This window comes from Enterobacter sp. MGH119 (assembly GCF_001037675.1).
GTDB classification, from domain to species: Bacteria; Pseudomonadota; Gammaproteobacteria; order Enterobacterales; family Enterobacteriaceae; genus Enterobacter; species Enterobacter hormaechei_C.
On the sequence record NZ_KQ089929.1, the window covers coordinates 1,981,461 to 1,997,646 of the forward strand.

Consider the following 16,186-nt stretch of genomic DNA (forward strand, 5'->3'; position numbering starts at 1 on the left):
CTGTCACTGAAAGCGTGCGCGATACTCCCCCGGCGTCAGGCCAAACTGGAGCCGGAACAGACGGCTAAAATAGTCGCTATCGGCATAGCCGCAGCGCTTCGCCACTTCCCCCACCGGCAGGTGGTATTTTTGCAGGATGGTTCTCGCCTTCGCCATACGCACCCAACGAACGTAATCCACAAAACTCATCGTCCCCTGTTGAGAGAACAGGCGTGACAGATGGTTAGCCGAAATATTAAACAGCGAAGCGACGCTGTCCCGCGACAGGGGTTCAGCATAGTTTTCCTGCACCCAGTTACAAATGCTCTGATAGAGGAAATCCCCGCGCGACACTCCCGGTTCAGGCAGCGACGACACCACTTTACGGCACCAGTGCAGCAGGCTCAGCACCAGTGGTTGAATAATAGCCTGGTCCTGCGGGGAAGCGCTCAGGTGCGTCAGGGCCATCAGCATCGCGGCACACTCACCTCGTTCAGGGTGAGGAAGCTCCACGTGTCGCTGCGCAGGCACGGATCGCCCGTGCCGGGTATCATGAAACACCAGCCCCAGCCACGACGGCGCGAAAAGAATGCTCAGCAGCATGACCGGTCGTTCAAACACCGGGACGCTGGCGGCCTGGGCGGGAAGAAACAGCATTTCCCCCTGGTGGAGGGGCTGCTGCCCGGCAACCAGTCTGTTGCCATATTCCCCGCGAAGAACGACGTCAAGCCGTGGCCAGTCGCGGCTCACGCTTCCGACAGCGTCAGACGCGCCACGATGAGCAAACCAGACTCGCCCCAACTGCTGTGGGTTGAGCACCAGGCCGCTCAACAGATCGGCAAAAAACTGCTGATCGGCGGGCAACAGGGTTGCGCGCATATTACCCCCTGCGCGCATCCGGGCGTACCAGGTCGAAGCGATGGCTATCACTGATGGCATAGTAGGCCGTCGGTCCACCCGCACGCAGAATGGGCTGCGCTTTCGCGGTCTGGTAAATCCCCTCTTCCAGCAAACTCTCGGCGATATGGACGCCCACGACTTCGCCGAGCACCAGCCAGGTATCAATCGGTGTCCCATCCGCGCCGCTAAGCTGAATGCACTGTGACAATCGACACTCGAAATTCACCGGGCTTTCCGCCACGCGCGGCGAGCTCACAAGCTGGCTGGCTACGGGCGTCAGGCCGGCAAAGGTAAATTCATCCTCGCCATGAGGGAGCGTGGCGGAGGTTTCATTCATCGCCTCGGCCAGATCGCGGGTTGCGAGGTTCCAGACAAACTCCCCCGTTTCGGTAATATTCCGCACGCTATCCTTCCAGCCATTGCTGGAAAAACCAATGATCGGTGGGCGATAGTTAAAACAGTTAAAGAAGCTGTACGGGGCAAGGTTCAGTTGACCGGCCTTATCACAGGATGAGATCCAGCCAATCGGACGTGGACCGATAATGGCGTTCAGCGGGTCGTGCGGCAGGCCGTGCCCCTGAGAAGGTTGGTAAAAGTACATATCGCTCTCTCTACGCTGGGGCTGCAACGCGCATTGCCCGGGTTCAGTCTTTCCAGCGTAACGAAATTTCCGTTCAGCGTGAATCGGGACGCCGGGTTTATTGCCAAAAATTCATATGGCGCATGATTGTGACCTTCATCACTTCAAACTTACGGTTTCAGACAGTATCATCAGCTAAGTTAAACCCTCGCTGCCAGACGGCGAGGGTTTTCTTTTGGATTGGTTTCTGCGTTACACGCAGCATTAACGACATGGAGTAAAAATGTCCAGACCTACGATTATCATCAATGAACTCGACGCAGAACGTATTGACCGACTGTTGGAGAAACCAGAATTCGCCTCGCTGCCGGTAGCCGATGCGCTGAACGAAGAGCTAGACCGGGCGCAGATGTGTACGCCTGAGACCATGCCGCATGATGTGGTCACCATGAACAGCCAGGTGAAGTTCCGCAACCTGACCACCGGCGAGGAGCTCACCCGTACGCTGGTCTATCCGGCGCAGATGACCGACAGCAGCACGCAACTGTCGGTGCTGGCACCCGTGGGCGCGGCGCTGCTTGGACTGCGCACAGGCGATACTATCCACTGGGAACTCCCGGGCGGTGCCTCAGCTCACCTGGAAGTGCTTGAGCTGTTCTACCAGCCCGAAGCCGCTGGCGATTACCTGCGTTAATCCCTTCTGAACAAGCGACCCCGCTTTGCACAGAGGATGCACCCGCATCCTCTTTCCGCAAATTCACCCGATTGTGTTATATCGGACAAAAACCGCTTAATCCACGCTTACTCTGTTGTGGTGCCGTGGGGACGGTCATGGGTGAGATACTTGTTATCACACTGGTTTTTCTCATCATCCTGGCGATCCTCGTCGTGGCCGTGCTATACCTTGAGCGCCACTGGTGAGTGAGGAACCTCACACAACGCCGCCGGGGAAGGCATTCACCAGTCCCTTCACTTTCTGCTGCGCTGCCTCCGGGGTGTCTGCACCAGGCACCAGGATCACCTTGCGGCACTCCTCCTCCCGTTTTTCGAAGATTTTATAGGCGCGCTCCGCATCAGCCAGCGGAAGATAGTGGGTGACAATATCTTCCGGTGTAAGCAGCCCTTTTTCGATAAGCGGCAGCAGCTCTCCCAGCCAGGCATGGACGTGGGTCTGCCCCATCTTAAAGCTCAGCCCTTTATCGAAGGCATCGCCAAACAGGAAGCCGTGTATAAAACCGGCATACACGCCCGGCACGCTGACCACGCCTCCGCGCCGCACCGCAGCAATGCACTGGCGCAGGGCTTTGCCGCTGCTGCCTTCAATTTTCAGGTTACTGAGGATCGTTTCCGTGGTGCTGCCTTTGGCCTCAAACCCGACGGCATCAATCACCGCATCCACTCCGCGCTGTCCGGCCGTTTGCTCAATGATTTTCTCCGCCGCGTCGTTATCGTCATCAAAGTTAATCGGGATCGCGCCGTAGCGCTCCTGGGCAAACCGCAGTCGATAGGGATGATGATCAACCACAAAAATCTGCTCTGCGCCGAGAAGCCGCGCGCAGGCAATGGTCAGTAGCCCCACCGGCCCGGCCCCGAATACGGCGACGCTGGAGCCTCTCTGAATCTGCGCATTTTTCGCCGCCTGCCAGGCGGTAGGCAGAATATCTGACAGGAAAAGCGCTTTGTCGTCAGACAGCAGCTGAGGCACTTTAAACGGCCCCACGTTGCCTTTCGGGACGCGCACATACTCCGCCTGTCCGCCCGGCACGCCGCCGTAAAGATGGCTGTAGCCAAACAGCGCGGCAGGGGCGGGAATTTGCTTTTTGTTCAGCGCCGCGCCCTGCCCGCGATTCGTGTTTTCGCAGGCCGCGTACTGTTGCATCTGGCAAAAGAAGCAGTCACCGCAGGCAATTACAAACGGGATCACCACCCGGTCACCTTTCTGCACGTTCTTCACTTCGCTCCCGCACTCCACCACCTCGCCCATAAATTCATGACCAAAGATATCGCCATGCTGGACCTTGGGAATTTTTCCGCGATAAAGATGCAAATCAGAACCACAGATCGCCGTGGCCGTTACGCGCAGGATGATATCGTCAGGCTGTTCGATGCCCGGATCGGGGACATTATCGACCCGAACATGATGTGGACCGTGATAGGTGAGAGCTTTCATGCAACCTCCGAAAGGGTGTGGGTAAGCTTATAAAAGGGTAGCTACCTCTCGGGATCTGCCCCGGAATCCGGCTGTTTTGAGATTTATCCTGGCGAGATAAAAAAGTGCTGTCGGGATTACAGAAACCATTTATATTTTGTGGTTGAATGATTCCAGCGTTTATTAACAAGGAGAAACGGTTATGTATCAAACAATCATTATGCCGGTTGATGTTTTTGAAATGGAACTGAGTGATAAGGCTATACGTCACGCGGAATTTCTCGCGCAGCAGGACGGAATTATTCATCTTCTGCATGTTTTGCCGGGCTCTGCCAGCCTGAGCCTGCATCGTTTCGCTGCTGATGTGCGTCGTTTTGAAGAGCATTTACAGCACGAAGCCGAGACGCGCCTGCAAACCATGGTCGGGCACTTCAGCATCGATCCTTCCCGCATCAAAACCCACGTCCGGTTCGGTAGCGTGCGCGACGCCGTTAATGAGCTTGCCGGGGAATTAAATGCCGACGTGGTAGTGATTGGTTCACGTAACCCTTCCATCACCACTCACCTGCTGGGGTCGAACGCCTCCAGCGTGATCCGCCACACCCACATTCCGGTGATGGTCGTCAGATAAAAAAAGAGGCCACCTTTAGGTGGCCTCTGGCATTGCAGGTGTCGTCTTGCTTTCTTTTATTATGCAGTTTTGGTGCGGATCAGGTAATCAAACGAGCTCAGCGACGCTTTCGCACCTTCACCGGTAGCGATGATGATCTGTTTGTACGGCACGGTGGTGCAGTCGCCCGCCGCAAATACGCCCTTAACGCTGGTTTCGCATTTCGCATCGATGATGATCTCGCCCATGCGGTTACGCTCAATAGCGCCTTCCAGCCAGGTGGTGTTTGGCAGCAGGCCAATCTGAACAAAGATCCCTGCCAGCGCTACGCTGTGGATATCGCCGCTCACGCGGTCACGGTATTCCAGACCAGTCACTTTGCTGCCGTCGCCTTTCACTTCTGTCGTCTGGGCATTGAGCACAATGTCGACGTTATTCAGGCTACGCACCTTATCCTGCAACACCTGGTCCGCTTTCATCTCCGGAGCGAACTCCAGCAGGGTAACGTGTTCCACAATTCCCGCCAGATCGATAGCCGCTTCCACGCCGGAGTTACCGCCGCCGATCACCGCGACGCGTTTACCTTTGAACAGCGGGCCGTCACAGTGGGGGCAATAGGTCACGCCTTTGGTGCGATACTGATCTTCGCCCGGGACGTTCATGTTGCGCCATTTCGCGCCGGTGGCAATGATCACGCTGCGCGCCTTCAGCACCGCGCCGGACGCCGTTTCAATCTGGTGCAAACCACCCTCGACCGCCGCCGGAACCAGTTTGCTGGCGCTCTGGCTGTCAATGACATCCACGTCGTAGTCGCTGACGTGCGCTTTCAACGCACCGGCCAGCTTCTGGCCTTCGGTTTTCGGCACGGAAATGTAGTTTTCAATGTCTACGGTATCCAGAACCTGACCACCGAAACGCTCGCCCATCAGACCGGTACGGATCCCTTTACGTGCGGAGTAGACCGCTGCCGCCGCGCCCGCCGGGCCTGAGCCAACAATCAGCACGTCATAAGCATCGCGTTGGTTCAGCTCTTCCGCCGCGCGTTTTTCTGCGCCGGTATCCACTTTGGCGACGATTTCGGTCAGCGTCATGCGCCCCTGGCCGAACTCCTGGCCATTCAGGTAAACCGCCGGAACGCCCATCACGTTGCGCTCGGTGATTTCGTTCTGGAACGTACCGCCGTCAATCGCCGTGTGCTTAATGCGTGGGTTGAGGACTGACATCAGGTTCAGCGCCTGCACCACGTCCGGGCAGTTGTGGCAGGAGAGCGAGTAATAGGTTTCAAACTCAAAATCACCGTCGATATCGCGGATCTGCTCCAGCAGCGCCTGCGCTTCTTTTGACGGATGACCACCGGTCCACAGCAGCGCCAGCACCAGGGACGTAAATTCGTGCCCCAGCGGAGAGCCCGCGAAACGCGGCCCCTGGTCAGACCCTGGGTTGGCGATCAGGAAAGAAGGCTTACGGACTGCCAGCGTGTTGTCTTCTTTGAAGGTCACTTTCGGCGACAGCTCAGCAATCTCTGTCAGCAGTGCTTTGATTTCTGCCGATTTCGCGCTGTCGTCCAGCGTGGCAATCAGCTCAACAGGTTTGGTCAGTTTCTCAAGGTAGGCCTTGAGCTGGGTTTTCATGTTAGTGTCGAGCATTATTCTTCCCTCTCTTAAAACGTCATCATGCAAGCCGCCTTATACGGGCTGCCTGAATGCAACTTGCATCATGGTGCTGGAATGAAATGGGCGCGGGGAGCGCCCATGACTGAAACAATTTCCAAAGTATTTCGCGTCAGAGCAAGGCGGCTAGCCTGAGAATCCCCGGGAGCTTACTAAAGTAAGTGACCGGGGTGAGCAGGCGACGCCAACGCAGCTATGGCGTGAAAAACAACGGAAATTTAGATCTTGCCGACCAGGTCCAGAGATGGCGCCAGCGTCGCTTCGCCTTCTTTCCATTTCGCCGGGCACACTTCGCCTGGGTGAGAAGCAACGTACTGAGCCGCTTTCACTTTGCGCAGCAGGTCAGATGCATCACGGCCGATACCTTCAGCGGTAACTTCGATAGCCTGGATAATGCCCTGCGGGTCAACAACGAAGGTCGCGCGGTCTGCCAGGCCTTCATCTTCACGCATGTTGTCGAAGTTACGGGTCAGGGCGCCAGTCGGGTCGCCGATCATCGCGTATTTGATTTTCGCGATAGTTTCAGAGCTGCTGTGCCACGCTTTGTGGGTGAAGTGGGTATCGGTAGAAACAGAGTAAACGTCTACGCCCAGCTTTTGCAGTTCTTCGTAGTGGTCTGCCACGTCGCCCAGTTCGGTCGGGCAAACGAAGGTGAAGTCAGCCGGATAGAAGAAGAACACGCTCCAGCGGCCTTCGATATCTTTCTCGGTTACTTCGATGAACTCACCGTTTTTGAACGCCTGGTTTTTGAAAGGTTTAATTTTAGTGTTAATCAAAGACATCTGTACTTCCTCCGTGTTTTCGTTGAGATGTAAGGTAACCAACTTTATCCATCGGGGCTAATGCGTATGCTTTATCAAATCAATCAGCCAAACCTTACAACAGCAACAAGACAGCAAGGTGAACCTTTTACAGGAAAGCCTGAAAGTAAAAAGGCCGCCTCAACGGGCGGCCCTGATACCTGAATTCCCCGCAGGTACATTCAGTGCCAGCCGAAGCTGGCGTTTCGTTGCGCTCTACATACCTTGTATCAAGGCCGTAACAGCGCTTTGATTACAGCACCCCTGCGCGCATTGAGCAATGCATAAGAGGGATAGTCCTGCCTATGGCTGTGATAGGCAGTATCGAAGAGTTCTCTGAAAGATTATAAATTTAATTTCATTATGGGTTTCACGCTATATATAAACACCACTTTTCATTCAAATAATTCAATCAAACTTTAAAGATAAAATTATCTTAATTAGTCTTGAAGTTATGTTTCAATAATCCAAAGCCGTGATATATTAAGATCACTTAAATTTTAAATTAAGCGAGTTATTCACACGGATTGTAAAGGGTAACTTCCCTCTGTCGTACTCCAGGATGTGATAACGACAGCAAACTCAACTCACTCAGGACGAAACATGGCAAACCTCTACGACCTAAAAAAATTCGATCTCAATCTGTTAGTCATCTTCGAATGCATTTACCAACATCTCAGTATCAGTAGGGCTGCCGAGACGCTTTATATCACGCCATCCGCCGTCAGCCAGTCGCTGCAACGCCTGCGCGGTCAGCTTAATGACCCCCTGTTTATCCGTTCAGGGAAGGGAATTACGCCAACCACAGTAGGTACCAACCTGCATCATCATCTGGAAAAAAATCTCAATCAGCTTGAGCAGACGATCAACATGATGCATCACTCGGACATCAAAAAAAAGTTCGTTATCTATTGCTCTCAAATGGTGTCTCCTGGTTCGATGCTCGAACCGTTGAAGCTTTTAATATCTGAAGAGAATTATGAGATAGAGCAAAGAGACATGCTCATTTCCTCCGAATCAGCGGAAGATTTGTTGGCCTATCGTAAGGCCGATCTCATCTTCTCTATCGCACCTATCCACAATCGCTCTGTGGTCTGCACCCACTTCACCACGGTGCCGATAGCCTTAATCTGTAGAGCAGACCACCCAAGGCTCGCTGACGCAGTCACGCTGGAAGTGCTATACCAGGAGAAATTCACTTTTTACCAGAGTGCTCATCCGGGTGTAAAAGAGTTTCAGAGTCGCGCAAATGACGCGTTTCCGGAAAGAAATATTGCTTTTCGTACGGACTCCCTTAGCTCTCTCATCTCCATGGTCTGTTCATCTGATCTGTTAGGCTTCATCCCCGTGTCGATCTATGAAACATATAAAGAACCGTTGAAATTAAAAAGGCTTGAGCCACCGTTTGAGCTGCCTGAATTAAAGATCTATATGCTCTACAGCCGTTCATCACTGAATAGCACTGTTTTTTCAACATTCATTGAAAAAATGCATAAGCTCTGCGTTTCTCCGCCGTCTGCGTAAAATACATTTGCATGGTGAATGCAAATAAGGCAACCCGAAGAAAATGCCCCCGTGAAATTAAGGACAAATAATTCCATAATATCGTTTTGTTTTTTTCCAGACATTTAACACGCAGGACGCGATTAATCATGTCGATCTATAAAATCCCTTTACAGGAAAATGTTTTAGACGCTTCTGCGGAACGCATAGACTGGACGCTTAACAATTTCTCCAGGGTCTGCGTTTCCTTTTCCGGTGGAAAAGATTCTACCGTGATGCTGCATCTCGTTGCCCAGAAAGCACGGCAATTAAAGCGAAAAATAGATGTCATCTTTCTGGACTGGGAAGCGCAATTCTCCTCAACCATTCAGCATGTTGACACGATGAGAACGCTGTATCGGGATGTTATCCATCAGTTCTGGTGGGTAGCGCTTCCGCTCACGACCCAGAACGCCCTGTCACAGTTTCAACCTGAATGGCAGTGCTGGGAACCCGGGACAAACTGGGTTCGCCAGCCACCGGAAGATGCCATTACCGATTACCACTATTTCGATTTTTATCAGCAGGGAATGACGTTTGAAGCCTTCGTGCGCGAGTTTGCCGAATGGTATGCACAAAAACGTCCTGCCGCCGTCATGGTGGGGATCCGCGCCGATGAATCTTACAACCGCTTTCTGGCTATCGCGTCGGCGCGTAAGCAGCGCTTTTCTGACGATAAACCCTGGACGACCGTCGCCCCGGGTGGGCACGCCTGGTATATCTACCCCTTGTACGACTGGAAAACCGCCGACATCTGGACGTGGTTCGCGAAATCAAAATGTTGCTATAACCCGTTATACGACCTGATGTACAAGGCGGGGGTGCCGCCGCGTTATATGCGCATCTGCGAACCGTTTGGCCCGGAACAGCGTCAGGGCTTGTGGCTCTATCATGTCATTGAACCCGAACGCTGGGCGGCGATGTGTGAACGCGCCTGCGGCGTGCGAAGCGGAAGTATTTATGCCGGGCACGATAACCATTTTTATGGCCACCGGAAGATCCTGAAACCAGACCATCTCGGCTGGCGCGAATACGCCATGCTGTTACTCGACAGCATGCCGCAAAATACGGCGGAACATTACCGCAACAAAATCGCGGTTTATCTCCACTGGTATCAAAAGCGAGGCATGAACGATATTCCCGACACGCAGGAGGGTGACATTGGTGCAAAAGATATCCCTTCCTGGCGACGCATTTGTAAGGTTTTACTCAACAATGACTATTGGTGCCGGGCACTTTCGTTTAGCCCAAATAAGCCTAAACACTATCAGCGCTACAGCGACAGAGTGAAAGCAAAACGCAAGGAATGGGGGATTTTATGCAACAACGAATAATCACCGAAATGGAAACGTACCTTCAGGCACTTTCAGAAGAAGAGCGAATAGCCGCTATTAATGCGTTTCGTCAGGCATTACATGAAATCAGCCCTTTTCGCGATCAGCCCGTCGATTGCGTATTGTGGATAAAAAAGACAAACATCACCGCTAACGATTACAACCCAAATAACGTCGCGCCGCCGGAAAAGCGGCTGCTCAGCAAGTCACTGGAGCTGGATGGATTCACACAACCTATCGTTGTGACGGAAAATGCGCCACAGCACTACGAAATTGTCGATGGTTTTCACCGTCATGATATCGGCAGTAACCGGGCGATCCTGAAGCGCCAGCTTAAAGGTTACCTCCCTGTTACCTGCCTGCGTAAAGCGCGCCAGGAAAAGTTCGATCGCATGGCGGCAACTATTCGTCACAACCGCGCGCGTGGACGCCACCAGATCAACGCCATGTCAGAAATCGTGCGAGAACTGGTGCTTATGGGCTGGAGTGAGCAGAAAATTGGCCAGGAGTTAGGTATGGACAGCGATGAAGTGCTGCGTCTGAAGCAGATCAACGGTCTGCTCGAACTCTTCGCAGACCGTCGTTTTTCAGAAGCCTGGACGGTGAAATAGTCAGAGCGTCGCCAGACGCTCTGCCGCAGCGAGCAGCGTCGATTCCTGCTTCGCAAAGCAAAGACGAATCAGCTTATGCGGGAAGGGATCGGCGCAGAACACCGACAGCGGAATGGCCGCCACTCCCACCTCTTTCGTCAACAACTGGCAGAAACTCACGTCGTCCAGATCGGAAATCGCGCTGTAGTCGGCCAGCAGGAAATAGGTTCCTTCAGACGGCAAAATTTCCAGGCGGCTTTTGCTCAGCGCCGCCACAAACAGATCCCGACGTTCACGATAGAAGTGCGGCAGCTCGCGGTAATGTCCGGGTTCCGCACGCAGCATATCCGCCAGCGCCAGCTGAGCCGGTGTGTTCACGGCAAACGTCAGGTACTGATGCACTTTGCGCAGCTCAGCGCTAATGGCCGCCGGGGCCACGCAGTACCCTACCTTCCAGCCGGTCATATGGTAGGTTTTCCCAAATGACGATACCGCGATTGCACGCTCGCGAAGTTGCGGATGCGCCAGCACGCTGGCATGCCCCACTTCGGCGAAGCAGATATGCTCATACACCTCGTCGCTCAGAACATATATTTCACGTTCGGCGATGGCCTGCCACAGCGCAGCAAAATCGGCTTTTTGCCACACCGTCGCCGACGGATTATGCGGAGTATTCAGGATCACCAGACGGGTTTTGTCACTCAGCAGCGCAGCAAATGCCTGCCAGTCAGGGCGAAAATGCGGTGGCTGGAGCGCCACGCGCTTCACCACGCCGCCGGCCAGTTCAATCGCCGGGGCGTAGCTATCGTAGCTCGGGTCAAAACAAATCACCTCATCACCCGTACGCACCAGGGCGGTTATCGCCGCATACAGCGCTTCGGTCGCCCCTGCCGTCACCGTAATATCGCTGTTCGCGTCAGGCTTATGGCCGTATAACTCCGCCGTTTTATCCGCAATGGCTTCACGCAACGTCTGCACGCCGGTCATCGGCGCATACTGGTTGGCTCCCTGCGCAACGTGGTACGCCAGACGCTCCTGCAAATATTTCGGCCCATCAAAATCCGGGAAACCTTGTGAGAGGTTAATGGCGTTGTGCTGCTGCGCCAGGGCGCTCATCTGCGTAAAAATCGTCGTGCCGAGATTGGGAAGTTTACTCTGCGGGATCAACGGGTTATTGCTCATTGTAGTGTGCCTGCCTGTAATACTTATGTTGCTGACACTATAACACGATGTTAGTCTTTGGCAATCAAGACGCTTAGACGTCTAAACGATATAAATATTCCTGGCCGAGAGGGTAAAAGGAAATGACAGACAACCTGCAACTCACACACCTGGTCGAGGCCTGCCGCTGGATTGGCGCTAAAGGCTGGGCGCCCGCTACCGGCGGCAATATGTCCATGCGTCAGGATGAACACCTGTGCTGGCTGAGCGAATCCGGAAAAGATAAAGGTAGCCTGACCACCGCCGATTTTCTACAGGTTGAAATCGCCACCAACCGTGCGCCGTCTGGCCGTAAACCGTCGGCAGAGACCGGGCTGCATACCCTCATCTATCGCCTGTTCCCCGAAGCTAACGCCGTCCTGCACGTTCACACCGTCAATGCCACGGTGCTGTCGCGGCTGGTGAACGAGGCCGAGCTGAAGATCACCGGTTTCGAGATGCAAAAATCCCTTACCGGGCAGACCACGCATCGGGATACGGTGGCCATCCCGGTGTTTGATAACGACCAGGACATCGACGCCCTCGCCTCGCGCATCGCCCATTACGCGCAGGAACGCCCGCTTAATTATGGTTTTCTTCTGCGCGGCCATGGCTTAACCTGCTGGGGACGCGACGTGGCCGAAGCCCGCCGTCATCTGGAAGGTTTAGAATTCTTATTTGAATGCGAAATGCGTTTACGACAATGGGAGAGAGTATGATTCGCGCGATTGTGACGGATATTGAAGGGACCACCAGCGATATCCGTTTTGTCCATGATGTTTTGTTCCCCTACGCGCGTGAGCGGCTGGCGGCCTTCGTGACCGCGCAGCAGTACGCCGAGCCGGTCAAATCGATTCTGGACAACCTGCGCGATGAAATCAGCGCTCCGCATGCCAGCGTCAGCGATCTCATCAACGTGCTGTTTACCTTTATGGATGAAGACCGCAAATCGACGGCGCTCAAAGCCCTGCAAGGCATCATCTGGCAGGACGGTTACGTCAACGGCGACTTTACCGGCCATCTCTACCCGGACGTGCTCCCGGCGCTGGAAAAATGGAAAGCGCAAGGGATTGATCTCTATGTTTATTCCTCTGGCTCCGTCGCCGCGCAGAAACTGTTATTTGGCTACAGCGACGAAGGTGATATTACTCATCTGTTCAGCGGCTATTTTGATACCCACATTGGCGCCAAGCGCGAGGTGCAGTCTTATCAAAACATTGCGGCGCAAACGGGCATCGCCCCGTCGCAGATCCTGTTTCTGTCAGATATTCATCAGGAGCTGGACGCAGCTGAACAGGCGGGTTTTCGCACCCTGCAACTGATTCGCGGTGAAGATGACGGCGCAAGCCATCACCATCAGATCCACCAGTTTGACGAGATTAATCCGGAGCAGATCCCTTCATGAGCGCATTGACCATTTATTCCGATAAAGACGCCAGTCAGCACCAGTGGCACAGCACCGACGCCGCCGAGATTGCCCAACAGCTCAACGCAAAAGGCGTGCGGTTTGAACGCTGGGCTGCGGATCGCGATTTAGGGCACGATCCCGCGCCTGAAGCCGTGATCGCTGCGTATCAGCATGCGATCGACAAGCTGGTGGCAGAGAAAGGTTACCAGAGCTGGGATGTGATCAGCCTGCGCGCCGACAATCCGCAGAAAGAGGCGCTGCGCGCGAAGTTCCTGAACGAACACACTCACGGCGAAGACGAAGTACGCTTCTTTGTGGAAGGCGCGGGGCTGTTCTGCCTGCACATTGGCGATGAGGTGTATCAGGTGCTGTGCGAGAAAAACGACCTGATTTCCGTTCCTGCGGGCACGCCGCACTGGTTTGATATGGGCTCAGAGCCGAACTTTACCGCCATTCGTATTTTCGATAACCCGGAGGGTTGGGTGGCGCAGTTTACCGGGGATGCGATTGCGGATGCGTATCCGCGCCTGGCCTGATCTTTTCTCCCTCTCCCTGTGGGAGAGGGTCGGGGTGAGGGCACCAACGCGCACTAAGCGTTAAGCCCTTTCACATACCCCACCAGCTGATCCAGCACAATCCCCCACCCTTCGTGAAATCCCATCTGTTCATGCTGCTCGCGGATTTCCTTCGTGGGGTGGCGCGCTATCGCCGTATAGCGGGTTTTGCCCTCCCCGGCGTCTTCCAGGAGCAAAATTGCCGTCATAAACGGCTTCTCGGCCGGCTTCCAGCCTTCGGTATAGCCGTCGGTAAAGACCAGCTTTTTCCCCGGATCGATTTCAAGGAATACGCCCCGGTTATCCATCCGCTGCCCGTCCACCTCAAACACGGTATTGAACCGCCCGCCCACGCGCAGGTCGAGGTCGCATTCGGTCACCTTATGGGGAGCAGGAATGAAGAAGTTTTTGATGTGCTCTGGCGTAGTCCAGCAGAGCCACAGCAGATCGCGCGGTGCGTCCACCACGCGCTCCAGTTTTAAGTCTGTTTCAGGATCGAGCGTCACGATGTTGTCCTCTTAAGGGAGCCCCTTAAAGGATAGCCGGACTCAGGCAAATTTCCCTTCCGCCACCTCGTCCGGAGTGACCACGCCCGTATCCAGTACCCAGCCGCTAATCAGCGAGGCGGGGGTGACGTCAAACGCCGGGTTATAGACCTGCGCGTTTTCCGGTGCCCACTGCACCGCGCCAAAGCTTCCGGCGACGCCCGACACCTCGCTGGCGGCGCGCTGCTCAATCGGGATCGCGTCACCGTTCGGGCAGTCCGGGTCGAGGGTCGTTTGCGGCGCGGCGACATAGAACGGAATGCCGTGGAATTTCGCCAGCACCGCCAGAGAGTAGGTGCCGATTTTGTTCGCCACGTCGCCGTTGGCCGCAATGCGGTCTGCCCCCACCCACACGGCGTCCACCTGCCCTTTTGCCATCAGGCTGGCGGCCATGGAGTCGGTAATTAGCTGATACGGCACGCCCAGCTCGCCGAGTTCCCACGCGGTCAGCCTGCCGCCCTGCAATAGCGGACGGGTTTCATCCACCCAGAGGTTGCTTACCTTGCCTTCCTTATGCGCGCGAGCAATCACCCCCAGCGCGGTACCGACGCCCGCCGTCGCCAGCCCGCCGGTGTTGCAGTGGGTCAGCAGACGGCTGCCGGGCTTAACCAGCGCGCTGCCCGCTTTTGCAATCGCGTCGCAGAGCCGTTTGTCTTCGTCAATCAGGCGCAGCGCCTCAGCCACCAGCGCCGGAACGAAATCCTCTTCCCACAGCGCAAGCTTCATGCGGTCGAGGTTGTTCATCAGGTTTACCGCCGTCGGGCGGGATGCGCGCAGGGTTTCCATCGCCACCGCCAGCTCGTCGCGGCTTTTGCCGCTTTCCGCTAACAGCGCCAGCAGCAGGCTTGCAGAGAGACCAATCAACGGTGCGCCACGTACGCGCAAAGCGTGGATATGCCCGACCAGCGCCTCGACCGTCGAGGCATCCACCCAGCGTTTCTCCTGCGGAAGCGCCTGTTGGTCGAGAATAAAGAGCTGATTATTCGCCACCCGCAGGCTGGTCGTCTGTAATGTCTGCATGTCGTTAATTCCCTGTTGCGTTGTTGTAGCACATTGTGTCAGGATGAAATCCAGATGTATAGACGTCTACATGTCTTAATTAGCAAAACTGAGGAGCAGGCCATGTCGCAATACCGTACCTTTACCGCTCAGGACGCCGTGGAGTATGCCAGGCAGTTTGGCGGACTTGACGATCCGTCATCCCTGGTAGAGGCGCAGGAAGTGGGCGACGGCAACCTCAATCTGGTTTTTAAAATTTTCGACAGCGCGGGCGTCAGCCGCATCGTCGTTAAGCAGGCGCTGCCCTACGTACGCTGCGTCGGCGAATCCTGGCCGCTGACGCTGGATCGTGCCCGTCTTGAAGCGCAAACCCTGGTCGAGCATTACCAGCACAGCCCTCAGCACACCGTGAAAATCCACCACTTTGATCCGGAACTGGCGGTGATGGTGATGGAAGATCTCTCCAGCCATCGCATCTGGCGCGGCGAGCTGATCAGAAATAATTATTACCCACAGGCAGCGCGTCAGCTGGGGGAATATCTGGCTCACACCCTTTTCCACACCAGCGATTTTTATCTGCATCCGCACGAGAAAAAAGCGCAGGTGGCAAAATTCATCAACCCGGAGATGTGCGAGATCACCGAAGATCTGTTCTTCAACGATCCGTACCAGATCCACGCGCGCAACAGCTACCCGGCCGAGCTGGAAAACGATGTTGCCGCCCTGCGCGACGACGCCCAGCTTAAAATCGCCGTGGCCTCCCTCAAGCACCGCTTTTTCTCGCACGCCGAAGCCCTGCTGCACGGAGACATTCACAGCGGTTCGATTTTTGTGGCCGACGGCAGCCTGAAGGCCATCGACGCTGAGTTCGGCTATTTCGGGCCGATTGGCTTTGACGTTGGCACCGCCATCGGCAACCTGCTGCTGAACTTCTGCGGCCTGCCGGGGCACCTCGGCATTCGCGATGCCGCCGCCGCGCGCGAGCAGCGCCTGACCGATATTCAGGAACTGTGGAACACCTTTGCGGAGCGCTTCCAGGTGCTGGCAAACGAGAAAGCCCGCGACGCCGCACTCAGCGCACCGGGCTATGCCTCCGCATTCCTGAAAAAGGTCTGGCACGATGCCATCGGATTCTGCGGCACCGAGCTGATTCGCCGCAGCGTCGGGCTTTCCCATGTGGCGGATATCGACACCATTCAGGATGAAGCGATGCGTCACGAATGCCTGCGCCACGCGATATCCCTCGGTAAAGCGCTGATTGTGATTGCCGACCGCATCGACAGCGCGGAAGAGCTGGTGGCGCGGGTGCGGCAGTACAGTTGATTT

At 55.2% G+C, this 16,186-nt stretch carries 18 protein-coding genes; 10 read left to right on the forward strand and 8 right to left on the reverse strand.

Going from position 1 to position 16,186, the window contains the following annotated elements; all coding sequences use genetic code 11:
• Nucleotides 1–3: 3 nt before the first annotated feature.
• Together SK53_RS09455 and SK53_RS09460 are read right to left on the reverse strand one after the other, a co-directional pair.
• Entirely contained in the window at nucleotides 4–858 is an 855-nt protein-coding gene (locus SK53_RS09455; protein WP_048209147.1) for a helix-turn-helix domain-containing protein, read from the reverse strand.
• A 1-nt stretch (nucleotide 859) separates the two neighbouring features.
• Nucleotides 860–1,480: a flavin reductase family protein gene (locus tag SK53_RS09460; RefSeq protein ID WP_048209149.1), complete on the reverse strand. Its 621-nt coding sequence runs from the start codon at nucleotides 1,478–1,480 to the stop codon at nucleotides 860–862.
• 262 nt (nucleotides 1,481–1,742) lie between these two features.
• Between SK53_RS09460 and rnk the strand changes: the two genes are divergently transcribed.
• Together rnk and yldA are read left to right on the forward strand one after the other, a co-directional pair.
• Nucleotides 1,743–2,153 (forward strand): nucleoside diphosphate kinase regulator, encoded by a 411-nt coding sequence (rnk, locus tag SK53_RS09465; protein ID WP_032608834.1) that lies wholly within the window; start codon nucleotides 1,743–1,745, stop codon nucleotides 2,151–2,153.
• 137 nt (nucleotides 2,154–2,290) lie between these two features.
• Nucleotides 2,291–2,380, forward strand: a complete 90-nt coding sequence (yldA, locus tag SK53_RS24010; protein ID WP_015571155.1) for a small membrane protein YldA — start codon at nucleotides 2,291–2,293, stop codon at nucleotides 2,378–2,380.
• A 10-nt stretch (nucleotides 2,381–2,390) separates the two neighbouring features.
• Here the strand turns inward: yldA and SK53_RS09470 are convergent, their stop codons facing one another.
• The gene (locus SK53_RS09470; RefSeq protein ID WP_022650589.1) at nucleotides 2,391–3,629 is read right to left on the reverse strand and encodes a zinc-dependent alcohol dehydrogenase; all 1,239 of its coding nucleotides are present in this window, start codon (nucleotides 3,627–3,629) and stop codon (nucleotides 2,391–2,393) included.
• 181 nt (nucleotides 3,630–3,810) lie between these two features.
• On the opposite strand from SK53_RS09470, the gene uspG reads away from it, so the two are divergent.
• Nucleotides 3,811–4,239 (forward strand): universal stress protein UspG, encoded by a 429-nt coding sequence (uspG, locus tag SK53_RS09475; protein WP_022650588.1) that lies wholly within the window; start codon nucleotides 3,811–3,813, stop codon nucleotides 4,237–4,239.
• A 59-nt stretch (nucleotides 4,240–4,298) separates the two neighbouring features.
• On the opposite strand, the gene ahpF is transcribed toward uspG, so the two are convergent.
• On the reverse strand, nucleotides 4,299–5,864 hold the full coding sequence (ahpF, locus tag SK53_RS09480; protein WP_022650587.1) for an alkyl hydroperoxide reductase subunit F: 1,566 nt from the start codon (nucleotides 5,862–5,864) through the stop codon (nucleotides 4,299–4,301).
• A gap of 242 nt (nucleotides 5,865–6,106) precedes the next feature.
• Nucleotides 6,107–6,670: an alkyl hydroperoxide reductase subunit C gene (ahpC, locus tag SK53_RS09485; protein WP_003858764.1), complete on the reverse strand. Its 564-nt coding sequence runs from the start codon at nucleotides 6,668–6,670 to the stop codon at nucleotides 6,107–6,109.
• 621 nt (nucleotides 6,671–7,291) lie between these two features.
• Between ahpC and SK53_RS09490 the strand changes: the two genes are divergently transcribed.
• From SK53_RS09490 to SK53_RS09500, 3 genes are all read left to right on the forward strand, one after another.
• A complete protein-coding gene (locus tag SK53_RS09490; RefSeq protein WP_022650586.1) occupies nucleotides 7,292–8,212 on the forward strand; it encodes a DNA-binding transcriptional repressor CitR in 921 nt (306 codons plus the stop codon).
• Between the two features lie 128 nt (nucleotides 8,213–8,340).
• On the forward strand, nucleotides 8,341–9,564 hold the full coding sequence (locus SK53_RS09495; RefSeq protein ID WP_048209154.1) for a phosphoadenosine phosphosulfate reductase: 1,224 nt from the start codon (nucleotides 8,341–8,343) through the stop codon (nucleotides 9,562–9,564).
• A complete protein-coding gene (locus SK53_RS09500) occupies nucleotides 9,549–10,175 on the forward strand; it encodes an IbrB-like domain-containing protein (RefSeq protein WP_022650584.1) in 627 nt (208 codons plus the stop codon). The genes SK53_RS09495 and SK53_RS09500 overlap by 16 nt, the downstream gene beginning before the upstream one ends.
• Here the strand turns inward: SK53_RS09500 and SK53_RS09505 are convergent, their stop codons facing one another.
• The gene (locus tag SK53_RS09505) at nucleotides 10,176–11,336 is read right to left on the reverse strand and encodes a pyridoxal phosphate-dependent aminotransferase (RefSeq protein WP_003858773.1); all 1,161 of its coding nucleotides are present in this window, start codon (nucleotides 11,334–11,336) and stop codon (nucleotides 10,176–10,178) included.
• Nucleotides 11,337–11,458: 122 nt separating this feature from the next.
• On the opposite strand from SK53_RS09505, the gene SK53_RS09510 reads away from it, so the two are divergent.
• From SK53_RS09510 to SK53_RS09520, 3 genes are read left to right on the forward strand one after another with little or no spacing between them, the layout of a single operon-like run.
• Nucleotides 11,459–12,073 carry a methylthioribulose 1-phosphate dehydratase gene (locus SK53_RS09510; RefSeq protein ID WP_003858775.1) on the forward strand — a complete coding sequence of 205 codons (615 nt, stop codon included), beginning with the start codon at nucleotides 11,459–11,461 and terminating at the stop codon, nucleotides 12,071–12,073.
• Entirely contained in the window at nucleotides 12,070–12,759 is a 690-nt protein-coding gene (gene mtnC, locus SK53_RS09515) for an acireductone synthase (protein ID WP_006809660.1), read from the forward strand. Before SK53_RS09510 ends, mtnC begins: the two co-directional genes overlap by 4 nt.
• Nucleotides 12,756–13,298, forward strand: a complete 543-nt coding sequence (locus SK53_RS09520) for a 1,2-dihydroxy-3-keto-5-methylthiopentene dioxygenase (protein WP_023315605.1) — start codon at nucleotides 12,756–12,758, stop codon at nucleotides 13,296–13,298. The genes mtnC and SK53_RS09520 overlap by 4 nt, the downstream gene beginning before the upstream one ends.
• Nucleotides 13,299–13,351: 53 nt before the next feature.
• Here SK53_RS09520 and SK53_RS09525 read toward each other — a convergent pair whose 3' ends face one another.
• Entirely contained in the window at nucleotides 13,352–13,822 is a 471-nt protein-coding gene (locus tag SK53_RS09525) for an SRPBCC family protein (RefSeq protein ID WP_023315604.1), read from the reverse strand.
• A 42-nt stretch (nucleotides 13,823–13,864) separates the two neighbouring features.
• Nucleotides 13,865–14,881 carry an S-methyl-5-thioribose-1-phosphate isomerase gene (mtnA, locus tag SK53_RS09530; protein ID WP_048209156.1) on the reverse strand — a complete coding sequence of 339 codons (1,017 nt, stop codon included), beginning with the start codon at nucleotides 14,879–14,881 and terminating at the stop codon, nucleotides 13,865–13,867.
• A gap of 102 nt (nucleotides 14,882–14,983) precedes the next feature.
• Here mtnA and mtnK point away from each other — a divergent pair, with 102 nt between their 5' ends.
• Nucleotides 14,984–16,183, forward strand: coding sequence for an S-methyl-5-thioribose kinase (gene mtnK / locus SK53_RS09535; RefSeq protein ID WP_045342263.1), 1,200 nt, complete (start codon nucleotides 14,984–14,986; stop codon nucleotides 16,181–16,183).
• The last annotated feature ends 3 nt before the right edge of the window (nucleotides 16,184–16,186 follow it).